This is a genomic window from Falsiphaeobacter marinintestinus (assembly GCF_007923355.1).
In the GTDB taxonomy this organism is placed as follows: Bacteria; Pseudomonadota; Alphaproteobacteria; order Rhodobacterales; family Rhodobacteraceae; genus Phaeobacter_A; species Phaeobacter_A marinintestinus.
In genome coordinates, this window is record NZ_VOGO01000013.1 from 13457 (window position 1) to 37047 (window position 23591).

Genomic DNA, 23591 nt, shown 5'->3' on the forward strand with positions numbered 1-23591 from the left:
AGTAGGGCAACCGGTCATGGCTGACAACACTGACTCCACCACCCATTTCGGCTTTGAAACCGTGCCCGAAGGCGAAAAGGCCGGGCGCGTGCAGGGCGTGTTCAATTCGGTTGCGTCGAAATACGACATCATGAACGACGTCATGTCGATGGGAATTCACCGGGTCTGGAAAGACGCGATGATGGATTGGCTGGCGCCGCGCCCGGGGCAAAAGCTGTTGGATGTGGCGGGCGGGACCGGCGATATCTCGTTCAAGTTTCTCAAGCGTGCCGGATCTGGCCACGCCACGGTGCTGGACCTGACCGAACCGATGCTGGTCGAAGGCCGTCAGCGGGCCGAAGCGGCACAGATGGCCGACAGTCTGGATTGGGTGACGGGCGATGCCATGGCGCTGCCATTCAAGGACAACACCTTCGATGTCTACACGATCTCGTTTGGCATCCGGAACGTGACGCGCCCGCAAGAGGCATTGAACGAAGCGTTCCGCGTGCTGAAACCCGGGGGCCGCCTGATGGTGCTGGAATTCAGCCAGTTACCGAACGAAGGGATGCAGAAACTGTACGATCTGTACAGTTTCAACGTGATCCCGCGTATGGGCAAACTGATCGCCAATGACCGCGACAGTTATCAGTATCTGGTCGAATCGATTCGCAAGTTTCCGGATCAGGACACGTTCCTGAGCATGGTGCGCAAGGCGGGGTTCGAAAACGCCAAATACCGCAATCTGAGCCTAGGCATCGCCGCCCTGCATTCTGGCTGGAAGATCTGACAGATGCGCGGCCCTCATAATATCTGGCGCCTGATCCGAACAGGCGCCACGTTGGAACGCACCGGCGCGATGAACGTCGTGCTGGATGCCTTCGAAGCCCCACCTGCGCTGCGCTTTGTCGCCCACGCGCTGGGCAAACCGTTCCAGTGGCTGGGGTACAAGGGTGATCCCGCCATGCCGCCCGCGACCCGTGCGCTGACCGCGCTTGGCCCGGCATACATCAAATTCGGACAGGTTCTGTCGACACGACCGGATGTGGTGGGCGATGAACTGGCCGAACAGCTGCGCGTGTTGCAGGACAAGCTGCCACCGTTTCCCCGCAGCGTCGCCAAAGCCGAGGTCGAAAGCGAACTGGGTGTGCAGGTCGATGGCGTGTTTGCCGAGTTCAGCGAACCCATCGCCGCCGCCTCGATCGCGCAGGTGCATCGGGCGCGGATTGCTGACACCGGTGAATACGTCGCCGTGAAAGTGTTGCGCCCGGGGATCGAGCGCGCCTTTCGCAAGGACGTTGATGCGTTCTATTTCGCTGCCAGCATCGTCGATTTTTTCGCCCCCGGCGCGCGACGCCTGCGCCCGATGGAGGTGATCGAGCATTTCGACGGGGTGGTGCGCGGTGAACTGGATTTGCGGCTGGAAAGTTCGGCTGCGTCCGAGTTCGCCGATAACACAGCCGACGATGCAGGGTTCACGCTGCCCGCGATCAAATGGCACCTGTCGGCGCGGCGCGTGATGACGCTGGGCTGGGCAGATGGGGTTACACTGGGCGACAATGCAGCACTGGACGCGGCAGGCCATGACCGGCGGGCGCTGGGCGAACGGGTGCTGTCACTGTTCCTGAACCACGCGCTGCGCGACGGATTCTTTCATGCTGACATGCATCAGGGCAACCTGAAGGTCGCGGCGAATGGCGATATCATTGCCTATGACTTCGGGATCATGGGCCATATCGACGAATACACCCGCCGGGTCTATGCCGAGATCCTGTTCGGTTTTATCAAACGCGACTACAAGCGCGTGGCCGAGGTGCATTTCGAAGCTGGCTATGTGCCTGCTGATCAGGATGTCGACGAATTCGCCCGTGCCCTGCGCGCCGTGGGGGAACCGATCTTTGGCATGGACGCGTCGCATATCTCGATGGGGCGTTTGCTGGCGTATCTGTTCGAAGTGACCGAGCGTTTTGGCATGGAAACCCGGACCGAACTGATCCTGCTGCAGCGCACCATGGTTGTGGTCGAAGGCGTCGCGCGGTCGCTCAGCCCGCATGTTAACATCTGGGAAGTCGCCCGACCCGTGGTCGAAGATTACATCAAAGGTTCGATTGGCCCGCGTGCCGTCGCGTCGGATCTGATGAAAACAGCCCGCGTTCTGGCTCGGTTCGGCCCGCGTCTGCCCGCTTTGGTCGAATCCGCGCTGATCGCGCAGGCCCACCGGGAAGACCCGCCAAAAGCCTCGTGGTTCAATATGCGCACCCTTTTGACCGTGATGGTCGGCGCGTTGATTGGCGGCGGATTGATTGCCGTGCTGGAATGGCTGTTCTGACTCTCATTCGTGGTATGGTCTGGTATGGCCCGTACGAATCCATACCGCCCGTTTACACCTGATCCTGAACAGCTGGCATTGGTGCCCCCGGTCAGTGGCAATGATGTCAACGGGTTGGGGGAAACCGAAAAACGCCGACCCACCATGGTTTACTGGGCACCTGATCCCAGCAGCATCCCGCATGGGGACCTGCAACGCTATTTCGGTGGCCGCGCGTCACAGAACCCTGCTTTCCTTGAAAAGCGGGCCATCCGTCAAAAGATAAACGACGCGCCCTTGCCACCTGTTGCAGATGCCCCGGTGCAACGATCACCAGACGATTGGACGGCTGCACTGGACGGGTTCGTGACCCGTGGTGATTGCGAAAAGCTCGGTGTTGCAGACATGCGACCCGACTGGGTGTTTCAGGACCATGAGATCGAGCAATCCAAGGTCATTGTGATCGGCGTTCAGCACGAGTACGACGCGATCAAAGCCGCGCCCGAGAGCAGGGCGGGCCTTGAGGTCATCAGCCAATACACCCGCGCCGCAGCGGCCTCGAAAAAAATCGCAGGCTGGTTGCATGAACAGGGATGGCAGGCCGAGGCCGTGACTGGCCCGATGACCGGCGCATTGGCGATGATCCCGCCCGCGCTGGCCTGCGGCTTTGGCGAACTCGGTAAACATGGATCGATCATCAACCCGGAACTGGGTGCGTCTTTCCGATTGTCCGCCGTGCTGACCGATGCGCCTTTTGCGCCCACCCCGTCACAGGATCACGGCATCGATGGGTTCTGCCAGAATTGCCGCATCTGCGAAGACGCCTGTCCGCCCGAGGCGTTGTTTCAGGTAAAACAGACCGTGCGGGGCGACACCAAATGGTATGTCGATTTTGACAAATGCCTGCCCTTCTTCAACGAAACCCAGGGCTGCGCGATCTGTATCGCTGTTTGCCCATGGTCCCGTCCGGGCATTGGTCCGAACCTTGCCGCGAAACTGGCCCGTAAACGTGAAAGAGACGCCATCGGCTAAAAAGGCGCCTCTCGTCTTCCTCTTGCGAGAAATATCCTCGGGGGGTCTGGGGGGCAGACAGCCCCCCAGCCTTGCCACTCAGATCAGTTCGATGGCCAGTGCGATACCCTGACCGCCGCCGATGCACATGGTGATCAGGCCCTTCTTGCCGCCAATGCGCTCCAGTTCATAAATCGTTTTGACGGTGATGATCGCACCTGTGGCACCAACCGGGTGGCCCAGGGCGATTGCGCCGCCATTTGGGTTCACCTTGGCCGGATCCAGGCCCAGTTCCTTGTTCACCGCCAGCGCCTGTGCGGCAAAGGCTTCGTTGGATTCGATCACGTCGAAATCGCTGACCGACAGGCCGGTTTTCTTCAGCAGGTTCTGCACAGCAGGGATCGGGCCAATACCCATTACTTCAGGGCGCACACCGGCATGGGCATAGCCCAGCACGCGGGCTTTAGGCTTCAGCCCGGCCTTTTCAGCCGCCTCCGCGGTTGCCAGAACAATGGCGGCCGCGCCGTCATTGATGCCCGACGCATTGCCTGCCGTGACGCTGCCGTCTTTCTTGAAAGCCGGGCGCAGACCCGCCAGTGCTTCGGCCGAAGTCGCCTTGGGGTGCTCATCGACCTTGAAGTCAACCATGTCGCGGCGCACTTTGACCTGCACCGGCGTGATCTGGTCGTCGAACAGGCCGGCGTCGATGGCAGCGGCGGCGCGGGTCTGGCTGGTCAGGGCGAAGTCGTCCATCTGTTCGCGGGTCACCTGATGCTCGGTCGCGACGTTTTCTGCCGTCACGCCCATGTGACCTGTGCCAAAGGGGCAGTTCAGCGCGCCCAACATCATGTCGAGCGATTTGATATCGCCCATCTTGGCGCCAAACCGGGCTTGCTGCATGATGAACGGCGAGCGCGACATGCTTTCAGCACCACCGGCCACGGCAAACTGCGCGTCACCCAGCATCAGCGACTGAACCGCCGACACGATGGCTTGTGCGCCGGATCCGCACAGGCGGTTCACGTTCATCGCAGGGGCGGTATCGGGAATGCCTGCCTGAATCGCGGCGGCGCGCGACAGGTACATATCGCGGGGTTCGGTGTTGATCACATGACCAAAGACCACGTTTTCGATCTGCCCGCCTTCGACGCCCGACCGTTCCAACGCGGCTTCGGTCACAACGGTTGCAAGGTCGATGGGCGCGGTGCTGGCCAGCGCTCCGCCAAAGGTTCCGATGGCTGTCCGTGCGCCGTCCAGAATTACGATATCGGTCATGTATGTGTTCCTCCGTGGTCATGTTTGGACGGTATTATGCGGGTGCAGCATGATTCTGTCGCTGGAAACGTTCCGTAAGTACCGGTGGCAAATGGTCCCTGCGGCGGGATTGACAACTGCGGTGCGCTTGCCCATCACTTCCGTCATGACGGAAACTTCTGACGATATCCTGTCCCGCTTGCCTGCCCGCCTGAAAGAGGCGCGCCGGGCGCAGGGGCTGTCGCTTGAGGCTGTGGCCAACCTGTCGGGCGTGTCCCGGTCGATGGTCAGCCAGATCGAACGCGGCGAAAGCAGCCCGACGATTGCGACCTTGTGGAACCTGACCCGTGCTTTGCAGGTCGATTTCGCGGGGCTTTTGGACGCCCCGACCGGCGCGGACCGGATCGAGGTTCTGCGCGACGTCGAAACTCCGGTGATTGATGTACGTGGCGAAGGCTGCCGAATTCGTATCCTGTCGCCGCCCGAAGATGCAGGTGGGCATGAGGTTTATGACATCCGGTTTGCCGCCAACGGGGCTTTGCGCAGCGACCCGCACACCCGTGGTGCGCGTGAACAGCTGACTGTTGTTGAGGGGCGCGTCGAGGTGACCTCGGGCACGCGGTCCGAGACATTCGAGACCGGGGACACAGCGCGCTATGCCGCCGATGTAACACACGCGATTGTTGCGGGTGTCGACGGCGCGCGGGTGTTTCTGATCGTGAAAGCGGCCTGAGGACGCTGAAATTCCTGATTAACGGAAAAAATCCGCTATATCGAATTTCCCCTATTTTGGAAACGTGTCCTTTATGGTAGACGTGTTTCCAACATGGAGGAAATCATGTCGACTCAGTTTTTGTCCCATATCTCGGAAACCTTGCGCAGCATCGAAGCCGAAGGCCTGTATAAACGCGAACGCATGATCACCTCGCCCCAAGGGGGGGAGATCACGGTTGCGGGCCGTGAGGTCATCAACCTGTGCGCCAACAACTATCTGGGGCTTGCCGATCATCCGGCGTTGATCGATGCGGCCACTGGGGCGATGGGCCCCAAGGGGTTCGGGATGGCCAGCGTGCGGTTCATTTGCGGGACGCAAGACATTCACCGAGAGCTGGAACAACGGTTGGCCGACTTCCTTGGCAAGGATGACTCGATCCTGTTTGCCGCCTGTTTCGATGCCAATGGCGGGTTGTTCGAACCCTTGCTGGGCCCCGAGGACGCGGTGATTTCGGACAGTCTGAACCATGCGTCGATCATCGACGGGGTGCGGTTGTGCAAGGCCAAGCGGTACCGGTATCTGAACAACGACATGAATGACCTTGAGGCGTGGTTGAAACAGGCCCGCGCCGATGGCGCGCGGCACATCATGATTGCCACCGATGGCGTGTTTTCGATGGATGGATACCTTGCCAATCTGCCCGAGATCACCCGGCTGGCCAAAGAATACGATGGAATTGTCATGGTGGATGATTGCCACGCCACCGGGTTCATGGGGCCGCGCGGGGCCGGCACTCCGGACCATTTCGGGGTGGATGTCGACATTCTGACCGGGACATTGGGCAAGGCACTTGGGGGGGCGATCGGCGGTTACATCGCCGGGCCGCAGCCAGTGATCGACCTGCTGCGGCAGCGGGCGCGGCCCTATCTGTTCTCGAATTCGCTGCCGCCTGCCATTGTCGCTGCCGGGATCGAGGCGATCCGCCTGGTTGAAGAGGGCGCGGATATGCGCGCGCAACTGTTTGAAAACGCGCGGTACTGGCGCGCGGGGTTGGAGGCATTGGGATTTGATCTGCTGCCGGGCGAACATCCAATCATTCCGGTGATGCTGGGCAAGGCGCAGGTGGCGCAGGACATGGCATCGCGCTTGTTTGACGAAGGCGTCTATGTGTCAGGCTTTTTCTTTCCGGTGGTGCCACGCGGGCAGGCGCGGATTCGCACGCAGATGAACGCGGCGTTGACGCGGGATGAGTTGGATCGCGCTTTGGCGGCGTTTGGCAAAGTCGGGCGGGACATTGGGGTGATCTCATGACACGGCCCAACACGATGATGGCGCTTGAGAAATCGAGGGCCGAGGAAGGGCTGTGGATGGTGCAGGCACCGGTGCCCGAGATCGGGCCGGATGATGTGCTGATCCGGGTGAAAAAGACCGGGATCTGCGGCACGGATGTGCATATCTGGCAGTGGGATGACTGGGCGCAAAAGACGGTGCCGGTGCCGATGATCACGGGGCATGAATTTGCCGGTGAGATTGTCGAACTTGGTCGTGATGTGGACGATTTGCAGATCGGTCAGCGGTGCAGCGGCGAAGGGCATCTGATCGGGCATCACTCGCGTCAGGTCCGGGCGGGCAAGTTTCATCTGGATCCCGAAACCAAGGGAATCGGCGTGAACGTGCGGGGCGCGTTTGCCGAATACCTGCGACTGCCTGCGTTCAACGTGGTGCCGCTGCCGGATGAAATCCCGGATAAGATCGGCGCGATTCTGGATCCGCTGGGGAACGCGGTGCACACGGCGCTGAGTTTCGATCTGATCGGCGAGGATGGGCTGATCACCGGGGCCGGGCCGATCGGGATCATGGCGGCGGCGGTGGCGCGCCATGTTGGCGCGCGAAACGTGGCGATCACGGATGTGAACCCGGACCGGCTGGCGTTGGCCGCTCGGGTCGCGGATGTGCGGACTGTGGATGTCGGGCGCGAAGATCTGCGTGATGTGATCGCTGAACTGGGTATGAAACAGGGGTTTGACGTCGGGCTGGAGATGTCAGGCAATGCCCGCGCGTTCGATCAGATGGTCGAGGCGTTGGTGATGGGCGGGCGGATCGCGATGCTGGGCATTCCGCCGGGAAAGACCCCGGTCGACTGGACCCGGATCGTGTTCAAGGCGCTGACGATCAAGGGTGTCTATGGGCGTGAGATTTTTGAGACCTGGTACAAGATGATCGCGATGTTGCAGAACGGGCTGGACGTGTCGGCGGTGATTACGCATGAATTTCCGGCAGTGGATTTTGCCGATGGGTTTGCGGCGATGATGTCGGGAAAAAGCGGCAAGGTTGTTTTGGATTGGGGCGGGTGAGGGGGCGCTGCCCCCTCTTGGCCGGTGGCCAATTCACCCCCGGGATATTTTGAGCAAGAGGAAATGGGTATGGCGTCAGCGGCGGGATCTGTTCTTGAGGTGATTGGCGGGACACCGTCCGTCTGGCTGGATCGGATGGTGGCGCGGCGCGGCCTGGAGGGGCGGATTCTGGCCAAGCTGGATTATCTGAACCCCGGGTTTTCCAAAAAGGACCGGGCCGCGCTGGGGATTATCGAAGCGGCCGAGTCGGACGGGTCGTTGGCGCCGGGCCAGACGGTTGTCGAGTTGACCAGCGGAAACATGGGCACCGGGCTGGCGATTGTTTGCGGGGTCAAGGGGTATCCGTTTGTTGCCGTCATGAGCCGCGGGAATTCAGTAGAGCGCGCGCGGATGATGGCGGCGCTGGGCGCCGAAGTGGTTCTGGTGGAGCAGGCGCCGGGGAGTGTTCCCGGTGAAGTGTCGGGCGCGGATTTGGCGCTGGTGGAGATTGAAGCCCGACAAATCACCGCAGAGCGGGGCGCGTTCAGGGCAGACCAGTTTCGCCATCCGGGCAATCCGGCGGCGCACGCGCAAACCACAGGGCCGGAATTGTGGGCGGAGTCTGGCGGCAAGCTGACGGCATTTGTCGACTTCGCCGGGTCGGGCGGGACCTATGCCGGGACAATACGGGCGTTGAAAAGGGTGAACCCGGGCTTGCGCGGTTATGTTCTGGAGCCTGCGGGGGCAGCGGTGCTGTCGGGGCAGGTTGCATCAGACATGGCGCATCCGATTCAGGGGGGCGGTTATGCGATGCCGGAGTTGGATTTGATGGCGGATGTTCCGGTCGATGGGTATCTGCAGATCGGCGGGGACGTGGCGCGGGATACTGCGCGGGCGTTGGCGCGCGAAGAGGGGATCTTTGCCGGGTTTTCTGCCGGGGCCAATGTGGCAGCGGCACTGGAGTTGCTGACCGGGCCCGAAAGGGGGGGCTGCATTGGCGTGATTATTTGCGATAGCGGGCTGAAATACCTGTCGACCGATCTTTGGGCTTAGGGCGTCAGCGGCGACCGACCGTCGTCTTTCAGCAACCAGCAATCTGTGCCTTCGAATACAGCCGGGTGTAGTGGGCGACCATAGCCTGCGCCGCCATCCAGATCGATCCGGTTGCCGAAATGTTGCGGGTGGTCCAGCGCAGTGTGGCCGTGGATGATAAGCCTTGGGTGTTGGGTGGTGTCGTCAAGGAAAGGCTCGCGGATCCAGACGAGGTCGTTTTCGGATTGCTCGTCCAGCGGGATACCGGGGCGGATGCCAGCGTGAACGAACAGCAAATCGCCGGCCTCGTGACTGAGGGACAGACCGCGCAGAAAATCGACATGCGTTTGCGGGACGGCCTGTTTCGCGATCTGGTGCACGTCTTCCAACCGGGTTCGCTCGGGGAAGGTGACACCGTATGAGGCCAGAGTTTCGATGCCGCCGATCCGGTCGTGAAGCCAGTGATAGCCAACCAGCATGTGAGGGTCGTGGCGCGGCGTGTCCTGCATGAACCATTCAAACATTCGGTCATGGTTGCCTTTCAGGAAGGTCCACGGCTTACCGGCAGATTGCCCGGCAATCAGGCGGTCTATCACCCCTTTGCTGTCTGGTCCGCGATCTGTGTAATCGCCCATGAACACGATGTGTGCGTCGGGGCCGCCATCGGCAGCGATCAGCTCCAGCGCGCGGTCAAGCATTTGGGTTTGTCCGTGGATATCGCCCACGGCGTAAATTGGATCGGTCATGATGAAATCGCCTGTTGAGTCGCCCCTGTCATGCCTGAGACGCGGGATCAGGAAAAGGGGCTATGCCGGATGGGTCATCGATTTTTTCGAGGGCATCGACGATCTGCTGCCGCAACCAGCAATGAACCGGGTTTTGACTGCTGCGTTTGTGCCAGACGAGGACCAGATTGACGGCAGGCACCAGGACAGGTGGATCATAGATGCTGAGGCCGATACGAGGCGCCATGAAGGCGGCGATCTGCGCAGGTACCAGAGCGATCATGTTGCTGGACGCAACACAGAGACAGACACCGGCGAACGTGGGCAAGGTCATGGCGACGTTTCTGCGACGTCCGATGCGGGCGAGTGCGGCATCGCCCATCATGTGAAGCTGACCCTCGGGCGAATGAGCGACATGGGGCAGACCGCAGAACAGATCGAGCGGGATCTGATCGCCCTTGCCAGTGTGTATATGGGTCAGGTCAGGATGGTCAGGGCGGGCAATGGCGACAAAGGTTGATCTGTGCGCGGTTTGGTGGTCGATCCAGTCCGGAAAATCACCTTCGGGAAGGATCGCCATATCGACGTTGTGCTGATCGATAGACCGGATGTGGCTGTCCGGAACAAGGTCTACCTGCTGAAGCCGGATGCCGGGTGCACTCCGGGACACCCTGTCCGCCAGATGCGGCATAAGCAAAACGCTGTAGAAATCGCTCCCCGAGATCCGGATGGTCATGGATGCTTTCTGCGGATCAAACGTTGCGTTGCCCGATAGCAGTTGTTCGGTCTGCTCCAATACGGCACGCAAAGGGTCGCGCAACGCTCCGGCATAATCTGTGGCAACCATCTTGCGGCCCTGACGGATCAGGATCGGGTCACCCAGCGCATCCCTGAGGCGGGCGAGTGCAGCGGATACCGCCGGTTGAGACAGGCCGACACGCTGACCGGCACGCGTGGTCGACCGGGTTTCAAGCAGGGCATCCAAGACCTGAAGCAAGTTGAGGTCGAAGCTTGATAAATTCACAGGACAAATTCCAGAGATATCAACAATCTATTTTCAGTATGAGTAATCTCATGCCAGTTTTTCAAGAAATATATCGCTCGCCGGCTGGGCGGGTGTTTCAGAAGAAAGGGAACATCATGACCGGAGTTGCACGTTATTTCATGATTACAGGCGTTTTGTCGGTTCTGGCAGGCATGATCTGGGGGATCCAGATGTCGGCCAGCGGAGATCACGGTCTGTCACCTGCGCATGCGCACCTGAACCTGTTGGGCTGGGTCACCTGTGCCATTTATGCGGTCTATTATCATGTGGTGCCGACGGCGTCCGACGGCCCCGTGCCGGTTGTGCATTTGGCAGTGACAGTATCCGGGCTGATCCTGATTGTGCCTGGGATTGTCATGGCATTGACCGGGCAGGGCGAAACACTGGCCAAGCTTGGGTCGGTGTTGTGTTTGCTATCGATGGTGATCTTTAGCTTTGTTGTTCTGAAAGGGGCACCATCGCGGGTCAGTAGTCAGGCGGCAAAGGCGTCCTGACCGTCGTGGATACGATAGGAGTCGGTGCCGATATCCCCGCTCCAGCGCCATAGGGCGATGACGCCTTCGGGGCCGGTCTGGCAGGCGTGGGGCAGATAGGTTGAATGATGTACTGCGTCGCCCGGGCCCAGCAATTTGCGCGTGTCGCCTGCTGTCCACAGCGCGCTGCCGGCAACGATGACATAGGTTTCAGCGGCGGCGTGAGAATGCAGGGCATAGCGCAGATTGGGGCGCTGGTAATAAATTCCCGCCCGCAAATGCCCTGAATAGACAGGAGAGTCCGGCCCCATCAGGTCGCACACGGCATAGATTTCCAAGTCCTTGGTGCGCGCTTTTCGGGCCACGGGGTTGACGCCCCAAGGGAGCTTGTCATGCGCCGCCAACATGGATGCGGCGCAGGGGTGAGGCGAGGCGAAAAGAAGCGTTCGGATCGCTTCGGAATCAGAAAAGTCAGCGGGGGCGGTGCCGGCAAATGCCGCGCTGGCCAGAGTTTGGGCGGTTTCTTGCGCTTCAGTGCGGTCTTCAGTGCGAAAGGCATCAGCCATTTCGTTCAGAAATGATCGAATCACGTCGGACATACGGTTTCTCCCTGCTGAAACCCGATTCCGCATGATCTAAGAAGCAAAAGGCCGCCGCAGCTAGCTGCGCGGCGACCTTTCAGATGTCGTTTTTCAGAGGTGCGATCAGGCCACGTCGAACTGGAGCGGGCGCACTTGCTGGAACATGCCGGTCTTGCACAGCTTTTCGATAATCGGCGCAGGCACCACGGCATCGACATACAGCAGCGCGATGGCGTCACCGCCTTGGGCGTTCCGGCCCAGCGTGAAGTTCGCGATGTTGACGCCGTTCTCACCCATCGTCTGGCCCAGCATACCGATGATGCCGGGGACATCTTCGTTGGTGGTGTACAGCATATGCGAGCCGATCTCGGCATCGATATTGATGCCCTTGATCTGGATGAAGCGCGGTTTGCCATCGCTGAACACAGTACCCGCAATCGAACGTTCGCGCGATTCGGTGACAACGGTCAGCTTGATATAGCCGTCAAAGGCGCCCGACTTGTCCTGATTTGTGGTCGAGATCTTGATGCCGCGTTCTTTGGCGATTACCGGCGCCGAGACCATGTTTACGTCCGGGTTCACGGCTTTCATGATCCCTGCCACGACCGAACAGTTCAGCGCGTCTAGGTTCATTTCGGACACCGAACCATCATAGAGGATGTTGATCGCCTTGATCGGCTCATCCGTCATCTGGCCGATGAAGCTGCCGAGATGGCCGGCCAGTTGAACCCAGGGGCCCATGACTTTGGCTTCTTCGGCAGTCACCGATGGCATATTCAGGGCGTTCTCAACGGCACCGGTCAGCAGATAGTTCGACATCTGTTCGGCGACCTGAAGGGCGACGTTTTCCTGGGCTTCCGAAGTTGCCGCGCCCAAATGCGGGGTACACACCACGTTGGGCAGGCCGAACAGAACGTTTTCCTTGGCCGGTTCAACACTGAACACGTCAAAGGCGGCGCCCGCAACGTGGCCGGATTTCAGCATGTCTGCCAGCGCCTCTTCGTCAACCAGACCGCCGCGGGCACAGTTGATAATGCGCACGCCTTTCTTGGTCTTGGCCAGATTTTCACGGCTCAGGATATTTGCTGTCTGCTCGGTAAACGGAACGTGCAGGGTTATGAAATCGGCGCGTTTCAGCAGGTCGTCGAGTTCAACTTTTTCAACGCCCATCTTGTTGGCCTTCTCTTCGCTCAGGAAGGGGTCATAAGCGATGACTTTCATGCGCAGGCCGCGGGCCCGGTCGCAGACAATCGATCCGATGTTGCCGGCACCGATGACACCAAGGGTTTTGGCGGTCAGTTCAACCCCCATGAACTTGGACTTTTCCCATTTGCCGGCGTGGGTCGAGGCACTCGCCTCGGGGATCTGGCGGGCAACGGCGAACATCATCGCAACGGCATGTTCTGCCGTGGTGATGGTGTTACCGAAAGGCGTGTTCATCACGATCACGCCTTTTTTCGACGCGGCGGGCTTGTCGATATTGTCGGTTCCGATCCCGGCGCGGCCAATGACCTTCAGGTTGGTTGCGTTTTCGAGGATCTTTTCGGTCACCTTGGTGGCCGAGCGGATGGCCAGACCGTCATACTGGCCAATGATTTCGGCCAGCTTGTCTTTGTCCTTGCCCAGATCGGGCTGGAAATCGACGTCGATTCCGCGATCACGGAATATCTGAACGGCGGCTTCGGAGAGTTTGTCAGAGATGAGTACTTTGGGGGCCATGGGTTTGGTCCTTGTTCGAAAGTGCAGGATAGGGGCGGAACGCAAAAATCTTCGCCGAAGATTTTTTGGGGGAGAATTTTCGACGAAAATTCTGTGTCCGCCCCGTTTTGAGCTTGTGGGTGGTGATCAGGCTGCGATCTCGGCCTCGAAGGCGTGCGCCAACCAGGGCAGCAGGGCTTCGATATCCGAGGTTTCAACAGTCCCGCCGCACCAGATCCGCAAGCCAGCAGGGGCGTCACGATAGGCTCCGATGTCGTATGCGACGCCTTCGGTTTCCAGGCGTTTGGCGATGGCCTTGGCAAAGGCGGCGCCATCGGTGATGCGGTCATCGGTGAATTTCAGGCAGACGCTGGTATTTGACCGAGTGGCGTCGTCCTCGGCAAGGTTCGCGATCCAGTCATGGGTGTCGCAGAAGTCAAAAATCGCCTGTGCATTGGCGTCCGCGCGAGCCATCAGGCCTTGCAACCCACCGACCGAACGCGCCCAGTCTAGCGCGAACAAGTAATCCTCGACTGCCAGCATCGAGGGCGTGTTGATGGTTGCGCCGGTAAAGATACCGTCGATCAGCTTACCGCCTTTGGTCAGGCGAAAGATCTTGGGCAGGGGCCACGCTGGGGTATAGCTTTCCAGGCGTTCAACGGCGCGTGGGCTGAGCACGATCACACCGTGGGCCGCTTCGCCGCCCAGAACCTTTTGCCAGCTGAAAGTCGTCACATCCAGCTTGTCCCATGGCAGATCCATGGCAAAAGCAGCCGATGTGGCGTCGCAGATGGTCAGGCCCGCGCGGTCATCGGCAATCCAGTCGCCGTTCGGCACGCGGACGCCCGAGGTGGTGCCGTTCCATGTGAACACGACATCATTGTTGAAATCGACTGAGGCCAGATCAACAAGATCGCCATAATCTGCGGTTTTCACGTCGGCGTCGATTTTTAGCTGTTTGACCACGTCAGTGACCCAGCCCGCGCCAAAGCTTTCCCAAGCCAGAAGCTCGGCCTTGCGTGCGCCCAGCATGGACCACAGCGCCATTTCCACAGCGCCGGTATCAGAGGCCGGGACGATTCCGATCTTGTAATCAGCGGGGATGCCCAGGATTTCGCGGGTACCTTCAATGGCGGCCTTCAGCTTGTCCTTGCCAACAGCGGCACGGTGCGAACGGCCCAAAGCGGCATCAGCCAGCTTGTCCAGGGTGAATGTGGGGGGTTTGGCACAGGGGCCAGAGGAAAAACGCGGGTTTGCCGGCCGCGTGGCCGGAGCTTGGTTTGCCATCGGTGTTATCCTTACAGATATATGCCCTTCGTTGGGGAAGGGTGTCCCACCGCCGGACCTAAAGGGCGCACCTGCGAACCGCAAGACCGAAAATGTCAAAGAACCGCCGCCCTAAGCGACAATTGCGACATCCTTGTCGCCTATCGGAAACTTGGGCTCAACATCCCCCAGGCCTGACCGCACAAGAGAAAGTGTGAATTCTTACACAGTTTGGGATAAGGTTAATGTGTTAGGTTCATTGGAAAAGGGAGGACGAACACATGATCAAAACTGCATTCTGGATGGCCCTGATCCTCGGAGCTGGCCTTGGCGCACCGGGGCAGGCCCAAAGCCTTCTTGAGGAGCGCGGCGCCTATCTGGTCGAAGGTCCGGCAGCCTGTGGCAATTGCCACACGTCGCCAGCGCCGGGATCGCTTGCGTACGGCGGATGGGATATCGTTGAACCCGGCTTTGTTGCGCATGCGCCAAACATCACTCCGGGCGGACGGATCGCGGATTGGAGCGATGCCGAGCTGGCCCGGGCCATTCGTGAAGGCATCCGCCCCGACGGCTCGGTGATCGGCCCGCCAATGCCGATGGGGCTGTATCGTGGTCTGTCGGATTCCGACCTGGATGCGATCGTGGCCTATATCCGCACGCTGCCTGCGGTGGAAACGGAGTTCAAGCTGTCAGAATACCCGTTTGATCTGCCGCCCGCGTATGGGCCGCCCATCGAAAGCGTTGCCGATATTCCGCGTGGCGCAACGGTTGAATACGGCGCCTATCTGGCTGGTCCTGTGGCCCATTGCACCGAATGCCATTCACTGACGCCCAAAGGCCCCGATTATGAAACGAATTTCGGCGGCGGAGGCTATGAATGGCTTGGCCCATGGGGCAAATCGATCGCGGATAATATCACCAGCCATAATGACGGTCTGGCCAACTATACCGACAACGAGATCAAAACCATGATCGCCTACGGAGTCCGCCCGGGTGGCTCGCAAATGAAGCCGCCAATGCCCTATCGCCACTATGAACGAATGACACAGAAAGACATGAGCGCCATCGTGATGTATCTGCGCACCATACCCCCGTTGCCGGGCAACTGATCAGGCTGGCCCTTTGTGTGTGAGCGTGGTTTATGCGCGCCAAACAACCGCGATCAACCGCGCGAGGGCCCATGTTTATCGTTACTCTGCTGACCAATCCCGAAACCAAGGCGCTTGAACCGTCGATGGCGATGTCTTTGACCAACGCCTGGGGCGGAGGTGATCTGCGCTGGCTGGCGATGAACGAAGCCGCCGAATTCGCGATCGATGCGGTACCAGACAATCAGTGGGTGGTCTGGGACGACCTCCAGAAACTGGGTGTCGATCTGATCGTTCAACCGGCTGAAGGGCGACGCAAGACCATGCTGCTGGCCGATATGGACAGCACCATGATCCAGCAGGAATGCATCGACGAACTGGCTGATTTGGCCGGGGTCGGCGACCGGGTGAAAGAAATCACGGCGCGGACCATGAATGGTGAGCTGGACTTTGAAGGGGCGCTGACCGAACGCGTCGGCCTTCTCAAGGGTCTCCCGGTCAGTGTGATCGACCAGGTTCTAGCCGAACGGATCACCCTGATGCCGGGCGGTACGGCGCTGGTCGCAACGATGAAGGCCAACGGGTGTTACGCAGGGCTGGTTTCGGGTGGGTTCACGGCCTTTACCCAGGCGGTGGCCGCCCTGATCGGCTTTGACGAAAACCGCGCCAATACGCTGCTGGCCGAAAACGGCGTGCTGACCGGCGACGTACAGCGCCCCATTCTTGGACGTCAGGCCAAAATCGAGGCGTTGGAACAAATCACGGCCCGGCTGGGTATCTCTGAACAGGACGTGATTGCCGTGGGCGACGGTGCCAACGATCTGGGCATGTTGGAGCGGGCCGGAACCGGTGTGGCCCTGCACGCCAAGCCATCCGTCGCGGCACAATGCGACGTGCGGGTGAACCACGGCGACCTGACGGCCCTACTGTATCTTCAGGGCTATGCACGGAGCGATTTTACCGTCTGATTTACCGTCTGACATAATTTAGCGTTTCAGTTAATTAACATTTATGTTAATTATTGGGTATGACCCCATTGATTCGATCCTTCGCGGCCCTCGCCGACCCGACCCGCCTGAATATCATCGAACAGTTGATGCAATCGGGTGAACTTCCTGCCGGTGATCTGGTCAAGGATGCGGGCATGACCGCACCAGCCGTATCACGCCACCTCAAGGTGCTGCGCGAGGCTGGCTTGGTGCGTCAACGTATCGACGGAACGCGCCGCCTTTATTCTGCCAACCCCGACGGGCTCCGGCTGATCTCTGACTGGGCGATATCGCGTCGTGCCTTCTGGGAACAAAGTCTCGACAGGCTCGAAACCGCCATTCTGACCGAGGAGCGCCGCCCACAATGACTGACCTGCGCCTTGAACGTACATTTCCAGTGACACCCGAACACCTGTTCGACTGGATGACAAAGCCGGAAAACCTGACCGCATGGTGGGGGCCCGAAGGCATGCATGTGACCAACAGCCAACTGGATTTCACCCGAACCGGTCCGTGGTTCGCCGTGATCGTCAGCGATGAAGGCGGGCGATACAAAGTATCCGGACAGGTCACCCGCGTTGATCCGCCAAATACGATTGGTTTCACCTGGGGCTGGCATGACGAAAACGACAAGCGTGGGCCGGACAGCCATGTGACCTTTACAATTCTGCCCGACAGCGGTGGCGCCAAACTGGTCGTGGATCACCGCGATCTGGTCGATGCGGAAATGGCCGCCAGCCACGAACGCGGCTGGGTGTCCAGCCTCAACAGCCTTGCTGCAACAATGACCTGACCATCACCTTTGCCCCTAAAGGAGGAAACCTGAATGCCCCAGTATATGTTTGCCTATCACGGCGGAAAAACCCCCGAATCGGAAGAAGAAGGCGCAAAAGTCATGGCCGCCTGGCAGGCCTGGATGGGCGGTATGGGCGATGCCCTGACCATCCCGGGCGCGCCTGTGGGCATGTCCAAAACCATCAGCGCCAGCGGCATCACGGATGATGGCGGTGCCAACCCGGTGTCCGGGTATTCTGTGATCACCGCCGCCTCGATGGAGGCCGCCTGCGACATGGCCAAAGGCTGCCCGATGGTCGTTGATGGTTCTGGCTCGGTCGAAGTCGCCGAAGTCATGGAAATGTAAGCGCAGACCTGCTGCTTCTTTCTTGTTTCAAATACCCAAGTTCCGGCGTTGGCCGCGCAGAACGCGGCCCGCCGGGTCAGGTCAGACAAATCCCGCAGCCGGACGCACCGACCCGGTTTCGACATCACGTCTGTTGCGGATGGATGTGTTCATTCGCGTGCGTGTCGCCGGATGATCGGGGTCCAGCACACCAAGGCTACACAGGATTGCCGCAATGGCGCATTCGCTGGCCCGCGTCGCTCCATCCGTGATCTTCAGTGCCACACCCAGCTTCTGCTCGGGCAGAATCGCCACGAACACCGCCTCGGCCCCGGTCTTGATCGCCACCTTACCCCCCATCGCCCGCATCAGCTCGGTACAGGCGCGGCCTTCACCGGCGACCAGATCAGGGTGGGCCGTCATCGCATCGACCAGTTGCACGGCCGCCTGGCTTTGCCGGTCAGACCGGTCGCCCGCACTGGCAAACCATGCCATCGCGCGGGCCAGCCCATGCAGCGAAGTTTGAAAGTTTGGCGCCGAACATCCGTCAGGTGCATAGCCCGGGCTGTCCATGCCGGTGACGTCTTCGAACGCGGCGCGCACCGATTGCTGCACCGGGTGGTCAATGTCGATGTATTCAGACCCCGCGCCCATATACTGCGACAGGGTCAGGAACCCTGCATGCTTGCCTGAACAGTTGTTGTGGACCTGACAGGGGGCTTCATACCCCCGGATCAATGCATCCCGCGCATCGCGGTCGTCGGGTTCCTGCGGGCCGCAGCGGAAATCGTCATCGCCCAACCCCAGATCGGCCAGCCACCTGTTGACCCGGTCGGTATGGATCGCCGCGCCGTTGTGGGACGCACAGGACAACGCCAGTTGTTCCTTGGTCAGCCCCTGCCGGGCTGCTGCGCCGGATGTGATCAGCGGCAGCGCCTGAACCATCTTGCACGAGCTGCGCGGGTAAATCAGCGCGTCGGAATCGCCCCATGCCTGTACGATCTGGCCGGTGTCATCGCAGACAACACCATGCCCAAGATGGACGCTTTCCAGTAAATTTCCGCGCCAAATTTCCGCCATTGGAATGGGTGATGTCATGTCGTTCCCTCACAACTTGGCGAATTCCTGCCAATCGCTCTTTAATCAGAGGCGGAAGTTACGTTAATGTGTGTATGTCGGCAACCAAAGGATGTGCACAGCAGACGGCTGGGAAAGTCGCGCCGCGCGCTTTTGAAATTGAGGTTTAGATCAGTCTAGGAGGCTGCTCAAATGGGAACGCAACTTGCCCGTATCTGCGCGGGCCTGTGCATGGCGGCTTTGGCCACCACTGCATTTGCTCAGGAACAAAGTACCAATCGCGTCGCTGCAAAGACCGATTGGAGCGTCTTCGTCGAAGACGATCCGACCGAATGCTGGAGTGTCTCGACGCCAAAAGAGACGGTGAACACCCGTGACGGTCGCGTCGTGGCGGTGAAACGCAGTGATATTTTGCTGTTCGTGTTCTATCGGCCCGGGGCCGGTGTTCAGGGGCAGGTCACCTTTACCGGTGGTTATCCTTTCGCACCGGGATCGACCGTCGGACTGAATATCGGTGGCACCGAATTTGATTTGTTCACCGATGGCGAATGGGCCTGGCCCGAATCGGCTGAGGTCGATGGCAAGATCATCGCGGCGATGAAAAAAGGGACTTCTGCGATTCTGACCGCGCGCTCGGCGCGGGGCACGCAGACCAAGGACACGTTTTCGCTGTTGGGTGTGACGGCTGCAATCGAAGATGCCGCCAAACGCTGCACCAAGTAACATAAACAGGGCCGAATTCTTTTGATTTCGGCCCGGCATCCTATATAGAGGCACATCCCTGACTTGCCGGATGACCCTGCTATGACTGCCACCGCGCCGATCACTCAAGATGTTATGACCTTTCCCCGGAAATTGCCCGAGGGGCCGGTCAACCTTATCGGGCTGACCCGTGATCAGATGCGTGATGCGTTGATCGCGCATGGTACACCCGAAAAACAGGCCAGGATGCGGGTCAACCAGATCTGGCAGTGGATCTATCAGTGGGGCAAACGCGACTTCGCTGACATGACCAATCTGGCCAAGGCGTATCGCGCCGATCTGGCCGAGAATTTCGTTCTCGAAATCCCTGAACTGGTCACCCGTCAGGTGTCCGAGGATGGCACCCGCAAATATCTGGTGCGCATCGCCGGCGGTCACGAGGTCGAGGTGGTGTACATCCCCGAGGACGGTCGTGGCACGTTGTGCGTGTCATCTCAGGTCGGCTGCACACTGACCTGTTCGTTCTGCCATACAGGTACACAGAAACTGGTGCGCAACCTGACAGCGGCAGAGATCATCGGTCAGGTGATGATGGCGCGGGACGATCTGGGCGAATGGCCGGTGCCGGGTGAGAAGAATGTTGAAACACGGTTGTTGTCCAACATCGTTCTGATGGGCATGGGCGAACCGCTGTATAACTTCGACAATGTGCGCGACGCGATGAAGATCGCGATGGACCCCGAAGGCATCCAGCTGTCGCGCCGCCGCATCACCCTGTCGACCAGCGGCGTGGTGCCTGAAATTGCCCGCACCGCCGACGAGATCGGCTGCCAACTGGCGATTTCTTTCCATGCCACAACTGATGACATCCGCGACAAGCTGGTGCCGATCAACAAGAAATGGAACATCGAAGCACTGCTGAACGCGCTGGCCAATTATCCCAAAGTCTCCAATTCCGAGCGGATAACGTTTGAATACGTGATGCTGGCCGGGGTCAATGACAGCGATGCCGATGCGCACCGTCTGATCAAGCTGATCCGCGACTATAACATCCCGGCCAAAATCAACCTGATCCCGTTCAACGAATGGCCCGGCGCGCCGTACAAACGCAGCTCGAACAACCGCATCCGTGCCTTTGCAGATATCGTCTATGAGGCCGGATATGCCTCGCCTGTCCGCAAACCACGCGGCGAAGACATCATGGCTGCCTGCGGTCAGTTGAAATCGGCCACCGAACGCGCCCGCAAGTCGCGCCGTCAGATTGAGGCAGAGGCAGGGGTGCGTAACTAACCACCCGGATCTAACGCAGATCGGCTGCGGCCGAAGGGCAACCTATTGATGAAATTTTCTTGATAGAGTGACGCGCTGAAGATTAGGCTTGTTGCATTGACTATTTTGGACATTTGCAACGAGGTTTTTCATGGCCCTTATTTCATTTATCGACGTTCAGCTGACTCTGCCTCCAACCGTGTTATTCGATCCAAGCACTCAGGCGGGCGATACGATCTTTGTTTCGGCCGGCTCGACACTGGTGGCACAGACGGCTTCGCCTGTGCCGTTCTCGATGTTCAATATGTTCCATGATGATCTGACATACCTTCTGAATGGCGAGACTTTTGGAAGTTTGTCTGCATACGCTGACAACCTTAGCATCATCATCGGCGAAACCGGTTATCATACGGAAGATTTGTATATGGCTCTTGGTCAGTTGTCGCTGACCAACCACGGCACAATGCAGGCGACCAGCAATTCCCTGATTCAAAAGTTCACGGACCCGGCGCTGAGCAATACGTTGACCATCTATAACACTGGGAACATGTATGGCGTCGCGAACGGAGAGTATCCCGGCAAAGGCCTGATTGACTCTGCCGCCTTGCACACAGTGATTACCAATTTCGGGTTCATTGGCGGCACAGATCTGGCGATTCACACCTATGACACGGCCAGTGATGATGGCGACACGTTTATCGAAAACTACGGCATTATTGATGGAGATGTCGACGTGAACACGTCGACCGATGACCGCATCGAGAATTACGGCTCGATTCTGGGCGATGTGTCCATGGGGGACGGTAATGACGTCTATCGCGGCAGCGGAGAGGTCACAGGCACGATCAACGGTGATAACGGCAATGACACAATTCTGGGCGGTGCTGGTGGCGATGAGATTCTGGGCGGCTTTGGTATTGACCGGCTGAACGGGCGCGGAGGAGACGACGTCATTGATGGTGGATCTCAGAACGACGTGATCCATGGAAACGCTGGTGATGACAACATCATTGGCGGCGGCGGGCAGGACAATTTGTTCGGCGACGCGGGCGATGACACGATGGACGGCGGGTTTGGCAATGACACGATGCTTGGCGGTGCCGGTCGCGACTCGATGAATGGTGGCGGTGGCAACGACCGCCTGACCGGAGGTCTGGGCGATGACGATCTGACCGGGGGCGCTGGAAATGACACCTTTGTCATGACCCGCCATTCGGGGAACGACACGATTACTGATTTTGCCGATGGCGCGGATCGGATCGATATTTCGGCCTTCGGGATCCTGATTGGCGACTTTGCCACCGAAGTGGCACCGGGCCTGTCAGGGATCCCTGGGGGATCGACCCTTTTGGACCTGTCGGCATTAGGCGGCACCGGCAGCGTGGTGATCGAAGGCGTAGCCTTGGCTGACATCACCGCAGCGGATTTCATTTTCTGATCGAAACTATGGGCATGCCATGTGCAGTTCGTGCTGCACGGGGCAAGAATGCTTGAGCTCTGATACCGCGACCCAAGTCTTGAGGTGATCTGCTTAACAAATCAGTCTATCGTTACAGCAACCCGCAACCCGGTTCTGACTGAAAAGGGGACCACATTGAAAAAACACGCTCTGTCCGCACTTGTGCATCTTATCGGCAATTCGGTTGGTCTGCTTCTGGCGGTTCTTCTTCTGCCCGGCTTTTCGATTGATTTCGGGGCTTTCATCATCGTTGTGCTGTTGTTCACTGTGGTTGAGGTGGCCGCCTTGCCACTGCTGCGCAAGCTGTCGGAAAAGAACATTCCCCAACTTATGGGCGGCATTTCTCTCGCCACCACGTTTGTCGGGTTGATGGTGACCAATTTGCTGGTGCCACGGTTTACCATCGGGGGCATATCGAACTTGCTGGCCTCGACCCTGCTGGTCTGGCTCGGGGCGTTGATCGCCGGGGTTTTGTTGACGCATTACGTCTTTCCCAGCCTCAAGGCGTCCGCGACGAAGTAACAGCTGTGCCGTTAGGCGCTGAGGTTTGACGGGCGATACAGGCGTCGCATCAGCATGGGCGTCAGGTACATCGGGATCTGGTAACAGCCGATGAACACCATGATCGGTTCAGTCACCGCAAGCGGCAGCGAGATCAGGAACAGGGCAATGTTGCGGTTCCCCGAGATGATCGACACCGACACAGCCTCGTCCCGGGGCAGTCGGTCGCGCGTGGCGCGATAGGTTAGCGTCTGCAGGCCAAGATTAGCCGCGCAGGCGATTGCCAGCCAAAAGATCAGGGTTGTGGGCGATGTCAGCGCGACCTCCCTGACGGCAGGCATCAATCCGATAACGAAGGCGGACAGGGCAAGCGCCGACGCGCCCTCCATGCTGCGTAAGGTTTCGGCCGAGGGCTTGGGAAACAACATGCGGCGCGTTGCTATGGCGGCAAGCGAGACGACGACAACCGTCGCCAACAGACGAAGCGCGGCAAAAATCACCGTCCGGCTGTCTTCTATGGTTGGTAACAGCCACAGGATCGGCGTGACAGTCAGCGGCAACAGCAAGGTTCCGGTCACCATCAGCCGCATCGCGACGCCGGGTTGAACGCCCATCATCATGGAAATGTTCGGGCTGCCGACGATGGATGGGGCGGCTGTCATCAGGACCAGCGCCAACACGATGGGCGAATGTTGCCAGCCGGCGATAAACGCGGTGCACAGGATCAGCATTGGCAGACCGAATTGCAGAACTGCGACGGTCAGGGCGACGGTGGGCAGCTTGCCAAGGGATCCCAGAACCGAAGACGGCTCCATCCTGAGGACCGAGACGAACAGCAGCAGGACGACCATTTCCCGCGTGAACGGGCGCATGGCATCGGCCAGTGGCGGCGCGAACAAGCCCAGCAGAAGACCGCCCACCAGAACCATCGGTCCATGGCGGGCCGCCAGCGCGAGGGGGTTCATA

Annotated in this window: 25 protein-coding genes; 17 read left to right on the top strand and 8 right to left on the bottom strand. The window is 59.5% G+C overall.

The genetic code is table 11. The annotated features are described in order from the left end of the window. The first annotated feature begins 16 nt into the window (after window positions 1-16). Genes ubiE through FOY56_RS20270 form a run of 3 tightly spaced genes read left to right on the top strand, consistent with a single transcriptional unit; the run spans window position 17 to window position 3319 of the window. Entirely contained in the window at window positions 17-769 is a 753-nt protein-coding gene (ubiE, locus tag FOY56_RS20260; protein ID WP_146347977.1) for a bifunctional demethylmenaquinone methyltransferase/2-methoxy-6-polyprenyl-1,4-benzoquinol methylase UbiE, read from the top strand. 3 nt (window positions 770-772) lie between these two features. Beyond that, window positions 773-2308, top strand: coding sequence for a 2-polyprenylphenol 6-hydroxylase (ubiB, locus tag FOY56_RS20265; protein ID WP_146347978.1), 1536 nt, complete (start codon window positions 773-775; stop codon window positions 2306-2308). Between the two features lie 24 nt (window positions 2309-2332). After that, window positions 2333-3319: a 4Fe-4S dicluster domain-containing protein gene (locus FOY56_RS20270; RefSeq protein ID WP_146347979.1), complete on the top strand. Its 987-nt coding sequence runs from the start codon at window positions 2333-2335 to the stop codon at window positions 3317-3319. 78 nt (window positions 3320-3397) lie between these two features. Here the strand turns inward: FOY56_RS20270 and FOY56_RS20275 are convergent, their stop codons facing one another. After that, entirely contained in the window at window positions 3398-4573 is a 1176-nt protein-coding gene (locus FOY56_RS20275) for an acetyl-CoA C-acyltransferase family protein (protein ID WP_146347980.1), read from the bottom strand. A gap of 145 nt (window positions 4574-4718) precedes the next feature. Here FOY56_RS20275 and FOY56_RS20280 point away from each other — a divergent pair, with 145 nt between their 5' ends. The 4 genes from FOY56_RS20280 to FOY56_RS20295 all read left to right on the top strand — a co-directional run bounded on the left by FOY56_RS20280 (window position 4719) and on the right by FOY56_RS20295 (window position 8653). Continuing rightward, window positions 4719-5285 (top strand): helix-turn-helix domain-containing protein, encoded by a 567-nt coding sequence (locus tag FOY56_RS20280; protein ID WP_146347981.1) that lies wholly within the window; start codon window positions 4719-4721, stop codon window positions 5283-5285. A gap of 105 nt (window positions 5286-5390) precedes the next feature. Continuing rightward, on the top strand, window positions 5391-6578 hold the full coding sequence (locus tag FOY56_RS20285; RefSeq protein ID WP_146347982.1) for a glycine C-acetyltransferase: 1188 nt from the start codon (window positions 5391-5393) through the stop codon (window positions 6576-6578). Window positions 6579-6592: 14 nt separating this feature from the next. Next, complete coding sequence (gene tdh / locus FOY56_RS20290; RefSeq protein WP_186766412.1) at window positions 6593-7621, top strand: L-threonine 3-dehydrogenase; 1029 nt, start codon at window positions 6593-6595, stop codon at window positions 7619-7621. A gap of 69 nt (window positions 7622-7690) precedes the next feature. Next, the gene (locus tag FOY56_RS20295; protein WP_222435012.1) at window positions 7691-8653 is read left to right on the top strand and encodes a PLP-dependent cysteine synthase family protein; all 963 of its coding nucleotides are present in this window, start codon (window positions 7691-7693) and stop codon (window positions 8651-8653) included. On the opposite strand, the gene FOY56_RS20300 is transcribed toward FOY56_RS20295, so the two are convergent. Both FOY56_RS20300 and FOY56_RS20305 read right to left on the bottom strand, forming a co-directional pair. Continuing rightward, a complete protein-coding gene (locus FOY56_RS20300; RefSeq protein ID WP_146347985.1) occupies window positions 8650-9378 on the bottom strand; it encodes a metallophosphoesterase family protein in 729 nt (242 codons plus the stop codon). The two genes, FOY56_RS20295 and FOY56_RS20300, sit on opposite strands and share 4 nt — an antisense overlap. Before the next feature lie 28 nt (window positions 9379-9406). Beyond that, the gene (locus tag FOY56_RS20305; protein ID WP_146347986.1) at window positions 9407-10381 is read right to left on the bottom strand and encodes a LysR family transcriptional regulator; all 975 of its coding nucleotides are present in this window, start codon (window positions 10379-10381) and stop codon (window positions 9407-9409) included. Between the two features lie 116 nt (window positions 10382-10497). On the opposite strand from FOY56_RS20305, the gene FOY56_RS20310 reads away from it, so the two are divergent. Continuing rightward, window positions 10498-10896 (top strand): hypothetical protein, encoded by a 399-nt coding sequence (locus FOY56_RS20310; protein WP_146347987.1) that lies wholly within the window; start codon window positions 10498-10500, stop codon window positions 10894-10896. Here FOY56_RS20310 and FOY56_RS20315 read toward each other — a convergent pair. The 3 genes from FOY56_RS20315 to FOY56_RS20325 all read right to left on the bottom strand — a co-directional run bounded on the left by FOY56_RS20315 (window position 10875) and on the right by FOY56_RS20325 (window position 14441). Further along, window positions 10875-11474, bottom strand: a complete 600-nt coding sequence (locus tag FOY56_RS20315; protein WP_186766410.1) for a dimethylsulfonioproprionate lyase family protein — start codon at window positions 11472-11474, stop codon at window positions 10875-10877. The two genes, FOY56_RS20310 and FOY56_RS20315, sit on opposite strands and share 22 nt — an antisense overlap. Before the next feature lie 105 nt (window positions 11475-11579). Beyond that, a complete protein-coding gene (gene serA / locus FOY56_RS20320) occupies window positions 11580-13175 on the bottom strand; it encodes a phosphoglycerate dehydrogenase (RefSeq protein ID WP_146347989.1) in 1596 nt (531 codons plus the stop codon). Window positions 13176-13301: 126 nt separating this feature from the next. Continuing rightward, a complete protein-coding gene (locus FOY56_RS20325) occupies window positions 13302-14441 on the bottom strand; it encodes a phosphoserine transaminase (protein ID WP_146347990.1) in 1140 nt (379 codons plus the stop codon). A 260-nt stretch (window positions 14442-14701) separates the two neighbouring features. Between FOY56_RS20325 and FOY56_RS20330 the strand changes: the two genes are divergently transcribed. The 5 genes from FOY56_RS20330 (at window position 14702) to FOY56_RS20350 (ending at window position 17638) form a co-directional block, all read left to right on the top strand. After that, the gene (locus tag FOY56_RS20330; RefSeq protein WP_146347991.1) at window positions 14702-15529 is read left to right on the top strand and encodes a c-type cytochrome; all 828 of its coding nucleotides are present in this window, start codon (window positions 14702-14704) and stop codon (window positions 15527-15529) included. A 71-nt stretch (window positions 15530-15600) separates the two neighbouring features. After that, window positions 15601-16476, top strand: a complete 876-nt coding sequence (gene serB / locus FOY56_RS20335) for a phosphoserine phosphatase SerB (RefSeq protein WP_146347992.1) — start codon at window positions 15601-15603, stop codon at window positions 16474-16476. A 59-nt stretch (window positions 16477-16535) separates the two neighbouring features. Beyond that, on the top strand, window positions 16536-16865 hold the full coding sequence (locus FOY56_RS20340) for an ArsR/SmtB family transcription factor (protein ID WP_146347993.1): 330 nt from the start codon (window positions 16536-16538) through the stop codon (window positions 16863-16865). Further along, window positions 16862-17290 carry an SRPBCC family protein gene (locus tag FOY56_RS20345; protein WP_146347994.1) on the top strand — a complete coding sequence of 143 codons (429 nt, stop codon included), beginning with the start codon at window positions 16862-16864 and terminating at the stop codon, window positions 17288-17290. The genes FOY56_RS20340 and FOY56_RS20345 overlap by 4 nt, the downstream gene beginning before the upstream one ends. Window positions 17291-17323: 33 nt before the next feature. After that, on the top strand, window positions 17324-17638 hold the full coding sequence (locus tag FOY56_RS20350; protein ID WP_146347995.1) for a YciI family protein: 315 nt from the start codon (window positions 17324-17326) through the stop codon (window positions 17636-17638). An 81-nt stretch (window positions 17639-17719) separates the two neighbouring features. Here FOY56_RS20350 and FOY56_RS20355 read toward each other — a convergent pair whose 3' ends face one another. Then, window positions 17720-18715: an asparaginase gene (locus FOY56_RS20355; protein ID WP_146347996.1), complete on the bottom strand. Its 996-nt coding sequence runs from the start codon at window positions 18713-18715 to the stop codon at window positions 17720-17722. A gap of 171 nt (window positions 18716-18886) precedes the next feature. Between FOY56_RS20355 and FOY56_RS20360 the strand changes: the two genes are divergently transcribed. From FOY56_RS20360 to FOY56_RS20375, 4 genes are all read left to right on the top strand, one after another. Then, window positions 18887-19417 carry an invasion associated locus B family protein gene (locus FOY56_RS20360; RefSeq protein ID WP_146347997.1) on the top strand — a complete coding sequence of 177 codons (531 nt, stop codon included), beginning with the start codon at window positions 18887-18889 and terminating at the stop codon, window positions 19415-19417. A gap of 81 nt (window positions 19418-19498) precedes the next feature. Beyond that, window positions 19499-20686, top strand: coding sequence for a dual-specificity RNA methyltransferase RlmN (gene rlmN / locus FOY56_RS20365; protein WP_146347998.1), 1188 nt, complete (start codon window positions 19499-19501; stop codon window positions 20684-20686). A 130-nt stretch (window positions 20687-20816) separates the two neighbouring features. After that, window positions 20817-22103 (top strand): calcium-binding protein, encoded by a 1287-nt coding sequence (locus tag FOY56_RS23975; protein WP_246139548.1) that lies wholly within the window; start codon window positions 20817-20819, stop codon window positions 22101-22103. Between the two features lie 156 nt (window positions 22104-22259). After that, the gene (locus FOY56_RS20375; protein ID WP_146347999.1) at window positions 22260-22646 is read left to right on the top strand and encodes a phage holin family protein; all 387 of its coding nucleotides are present in this window, start codon (window positions 22260-22262) and stop codon (window positions 22644-22646) included. Between the two features lie 11 nt (window positions 22647-22657). Here FOY56_RS20375 and FOY56_RS20380 read toward each other — a convergent pair whose 3' ends face one another. Then, window positions 22658-23590, bottom strand: a complete 933-nt coding sequence (locus tag FOY56_RS20380) for a hypothetical protein (protein ID WP_146348000.1) — start codon at window positions 23588-23590, stop codon at window positions 22658-22660. Window position 23591 lies beyond the last annotated feature (1 nt).

Coding starts and splice junctions, on each gene's coding strand:
- ubiE (WP_146347977.1), top strand. CDS start 17: ATGGCTGACAACACTGACTCCACCACCCATTTCGGCTTTGAAACCGTG.
- tdh (WP_186766412.1), top strand. CDS start 6,593: ATGATGGCGCTTGAGAAATCGAGGGCCGAGGAAGGGCTGTGGATGGTG.
- FOY56_RS20325 (WP_146347990.1), bottom strand. CDS start 14,441: ATGGCAAACCAAGCTCCGGCCACGCGGCCGGCAAACCCGCGTTTTTCC.
- FOY56_RS20275 (WP_146347980.1), bottom strand. CDS start 4,573: ATGACCGATATCGTAATTCTGGACGGCGCACGGACAGCCATCGGAACC.
- FOY56_RS20300 (WP_146347985.1), bottom strand. CDS start 9,378: ATGACCGATCCAATTTACGCCGTGGGCGATATCCACGGACAAACCCAA.
- FOY56_RS20350 (WP_146347995.1), top strand. CDS start 17,324: ATGCCCCAGTATATGTTTGCCTATCACGGCGGAAAAACCCCCGAATCG.
- FOY56_RS20310 (WP_146347987.1), top strand. CDS start 10,498: ATGACCGGAGTTGCACGTTATTTCATGATTACAGGCGTTTTGTCGGTT.
- ubiB (WP_146347978.1), top strand. CDS start 773: ATGCGCGGCCCTCATAATATCTGGCGCCTGATCCGAACAGGCGCCACG.
- FOY56_RS20285 (WP_146347982.1), top strand. CDS start 5,391: ATGTCGACTCAGTTTTTGTCCCATATCTCGGAAACCTTGCGCAGCATC.
- FOY56_RS20295 (WP_222435012.1), top strand. CDS start 7,691: ATGGCGTCAGCGGCGGGATCTGTTCTTGAGGTGATTGGCGGGACACCG.
- FOY56_RS20340 (WP_146347993.1), top strand. CDS start 16,536: ATGACCCCATTGATTCGATCCTTCGCGGCCCTCGCCGACCCGACCCGC.
- rlmN (WP_146347998.1), top strand. CDS start 19,499: ATGACTGCCACCGCGCCGATCACTCAAGATGTTATGACCTTTCCCCGG.
- FOY56_RS20270 (WP_146347979.1), top strand. CDS start 2,333: ATGGCCCGTACGAATCCATACCGCCCGTTTACACCTGATCCTGAACAG.
- serA (WP_146347989.1), bottom strand. CDS start 13,175: ATGGCCCCCAAAGTACTCATCTCTGACAAACTCTCCGAAGCCGCCGTT.
- FOY56_RS20355 (WP_146347996.1), bottom strand. CDS start 18,715: ATGACATCACCCATTCCAATGGCGGAAATTTGGCGCGGAAATTTACTG.
- FOY56_RS20345 (WP_146347994.1), top strand. CDS start 16,862: ATGACTGACCTGCGCCTTGAACGTACATTTCCAGTGACACCCGAACAC.
- FOY56_RS20360 (WP_146347997.1), top strand. CDS start 18,887: ATGGGAACGCAACTTGCCCGTATCTGCGCGGGCCTGTGCATGGCGGCT.
- FOY56_RS20380 (WP_146348000.1), bottom strand. CDS start 23,590: ATGAACCCCCTCGCGCTGGCGGCCCGCCATGGACCGATGGTTCTGGTG.
- FOY56_RS20315 (WP_186766410.1), bottom strand. CDS start 11,474: ATGTCCGACGTGATTCGATCATTTCTGAACGAAATGGCTGATGCCTTT.
- FOY56_RS20280 (WP_146347981.1), top strand. CDS start 4,719: ATGACGGAAACTTCTGACGATATCCTGTCCCGCTTGCCTGCCCGCCTG.
- FOY56_RS20330 (WP_146347991.1), top strand. CDS start 14,702: ATGATCAAAACTGCATTCTGGATGGCCCTGATCCTCGGAGCTGGCCTT.
- serB (WP_146347992.1), top strand. CDS start 15,601: ATGTTTATCGTTACTCTGCTGACCAATCCCGAAACCAAGGCGCTTGAA.
- FOY56_RS23975 (WP_246139548.1), top strand. CDS start 20,817: ATGGCCCTTATTTCATTTATCGACGTTCAGCTGACTCTGCCTCCAACC.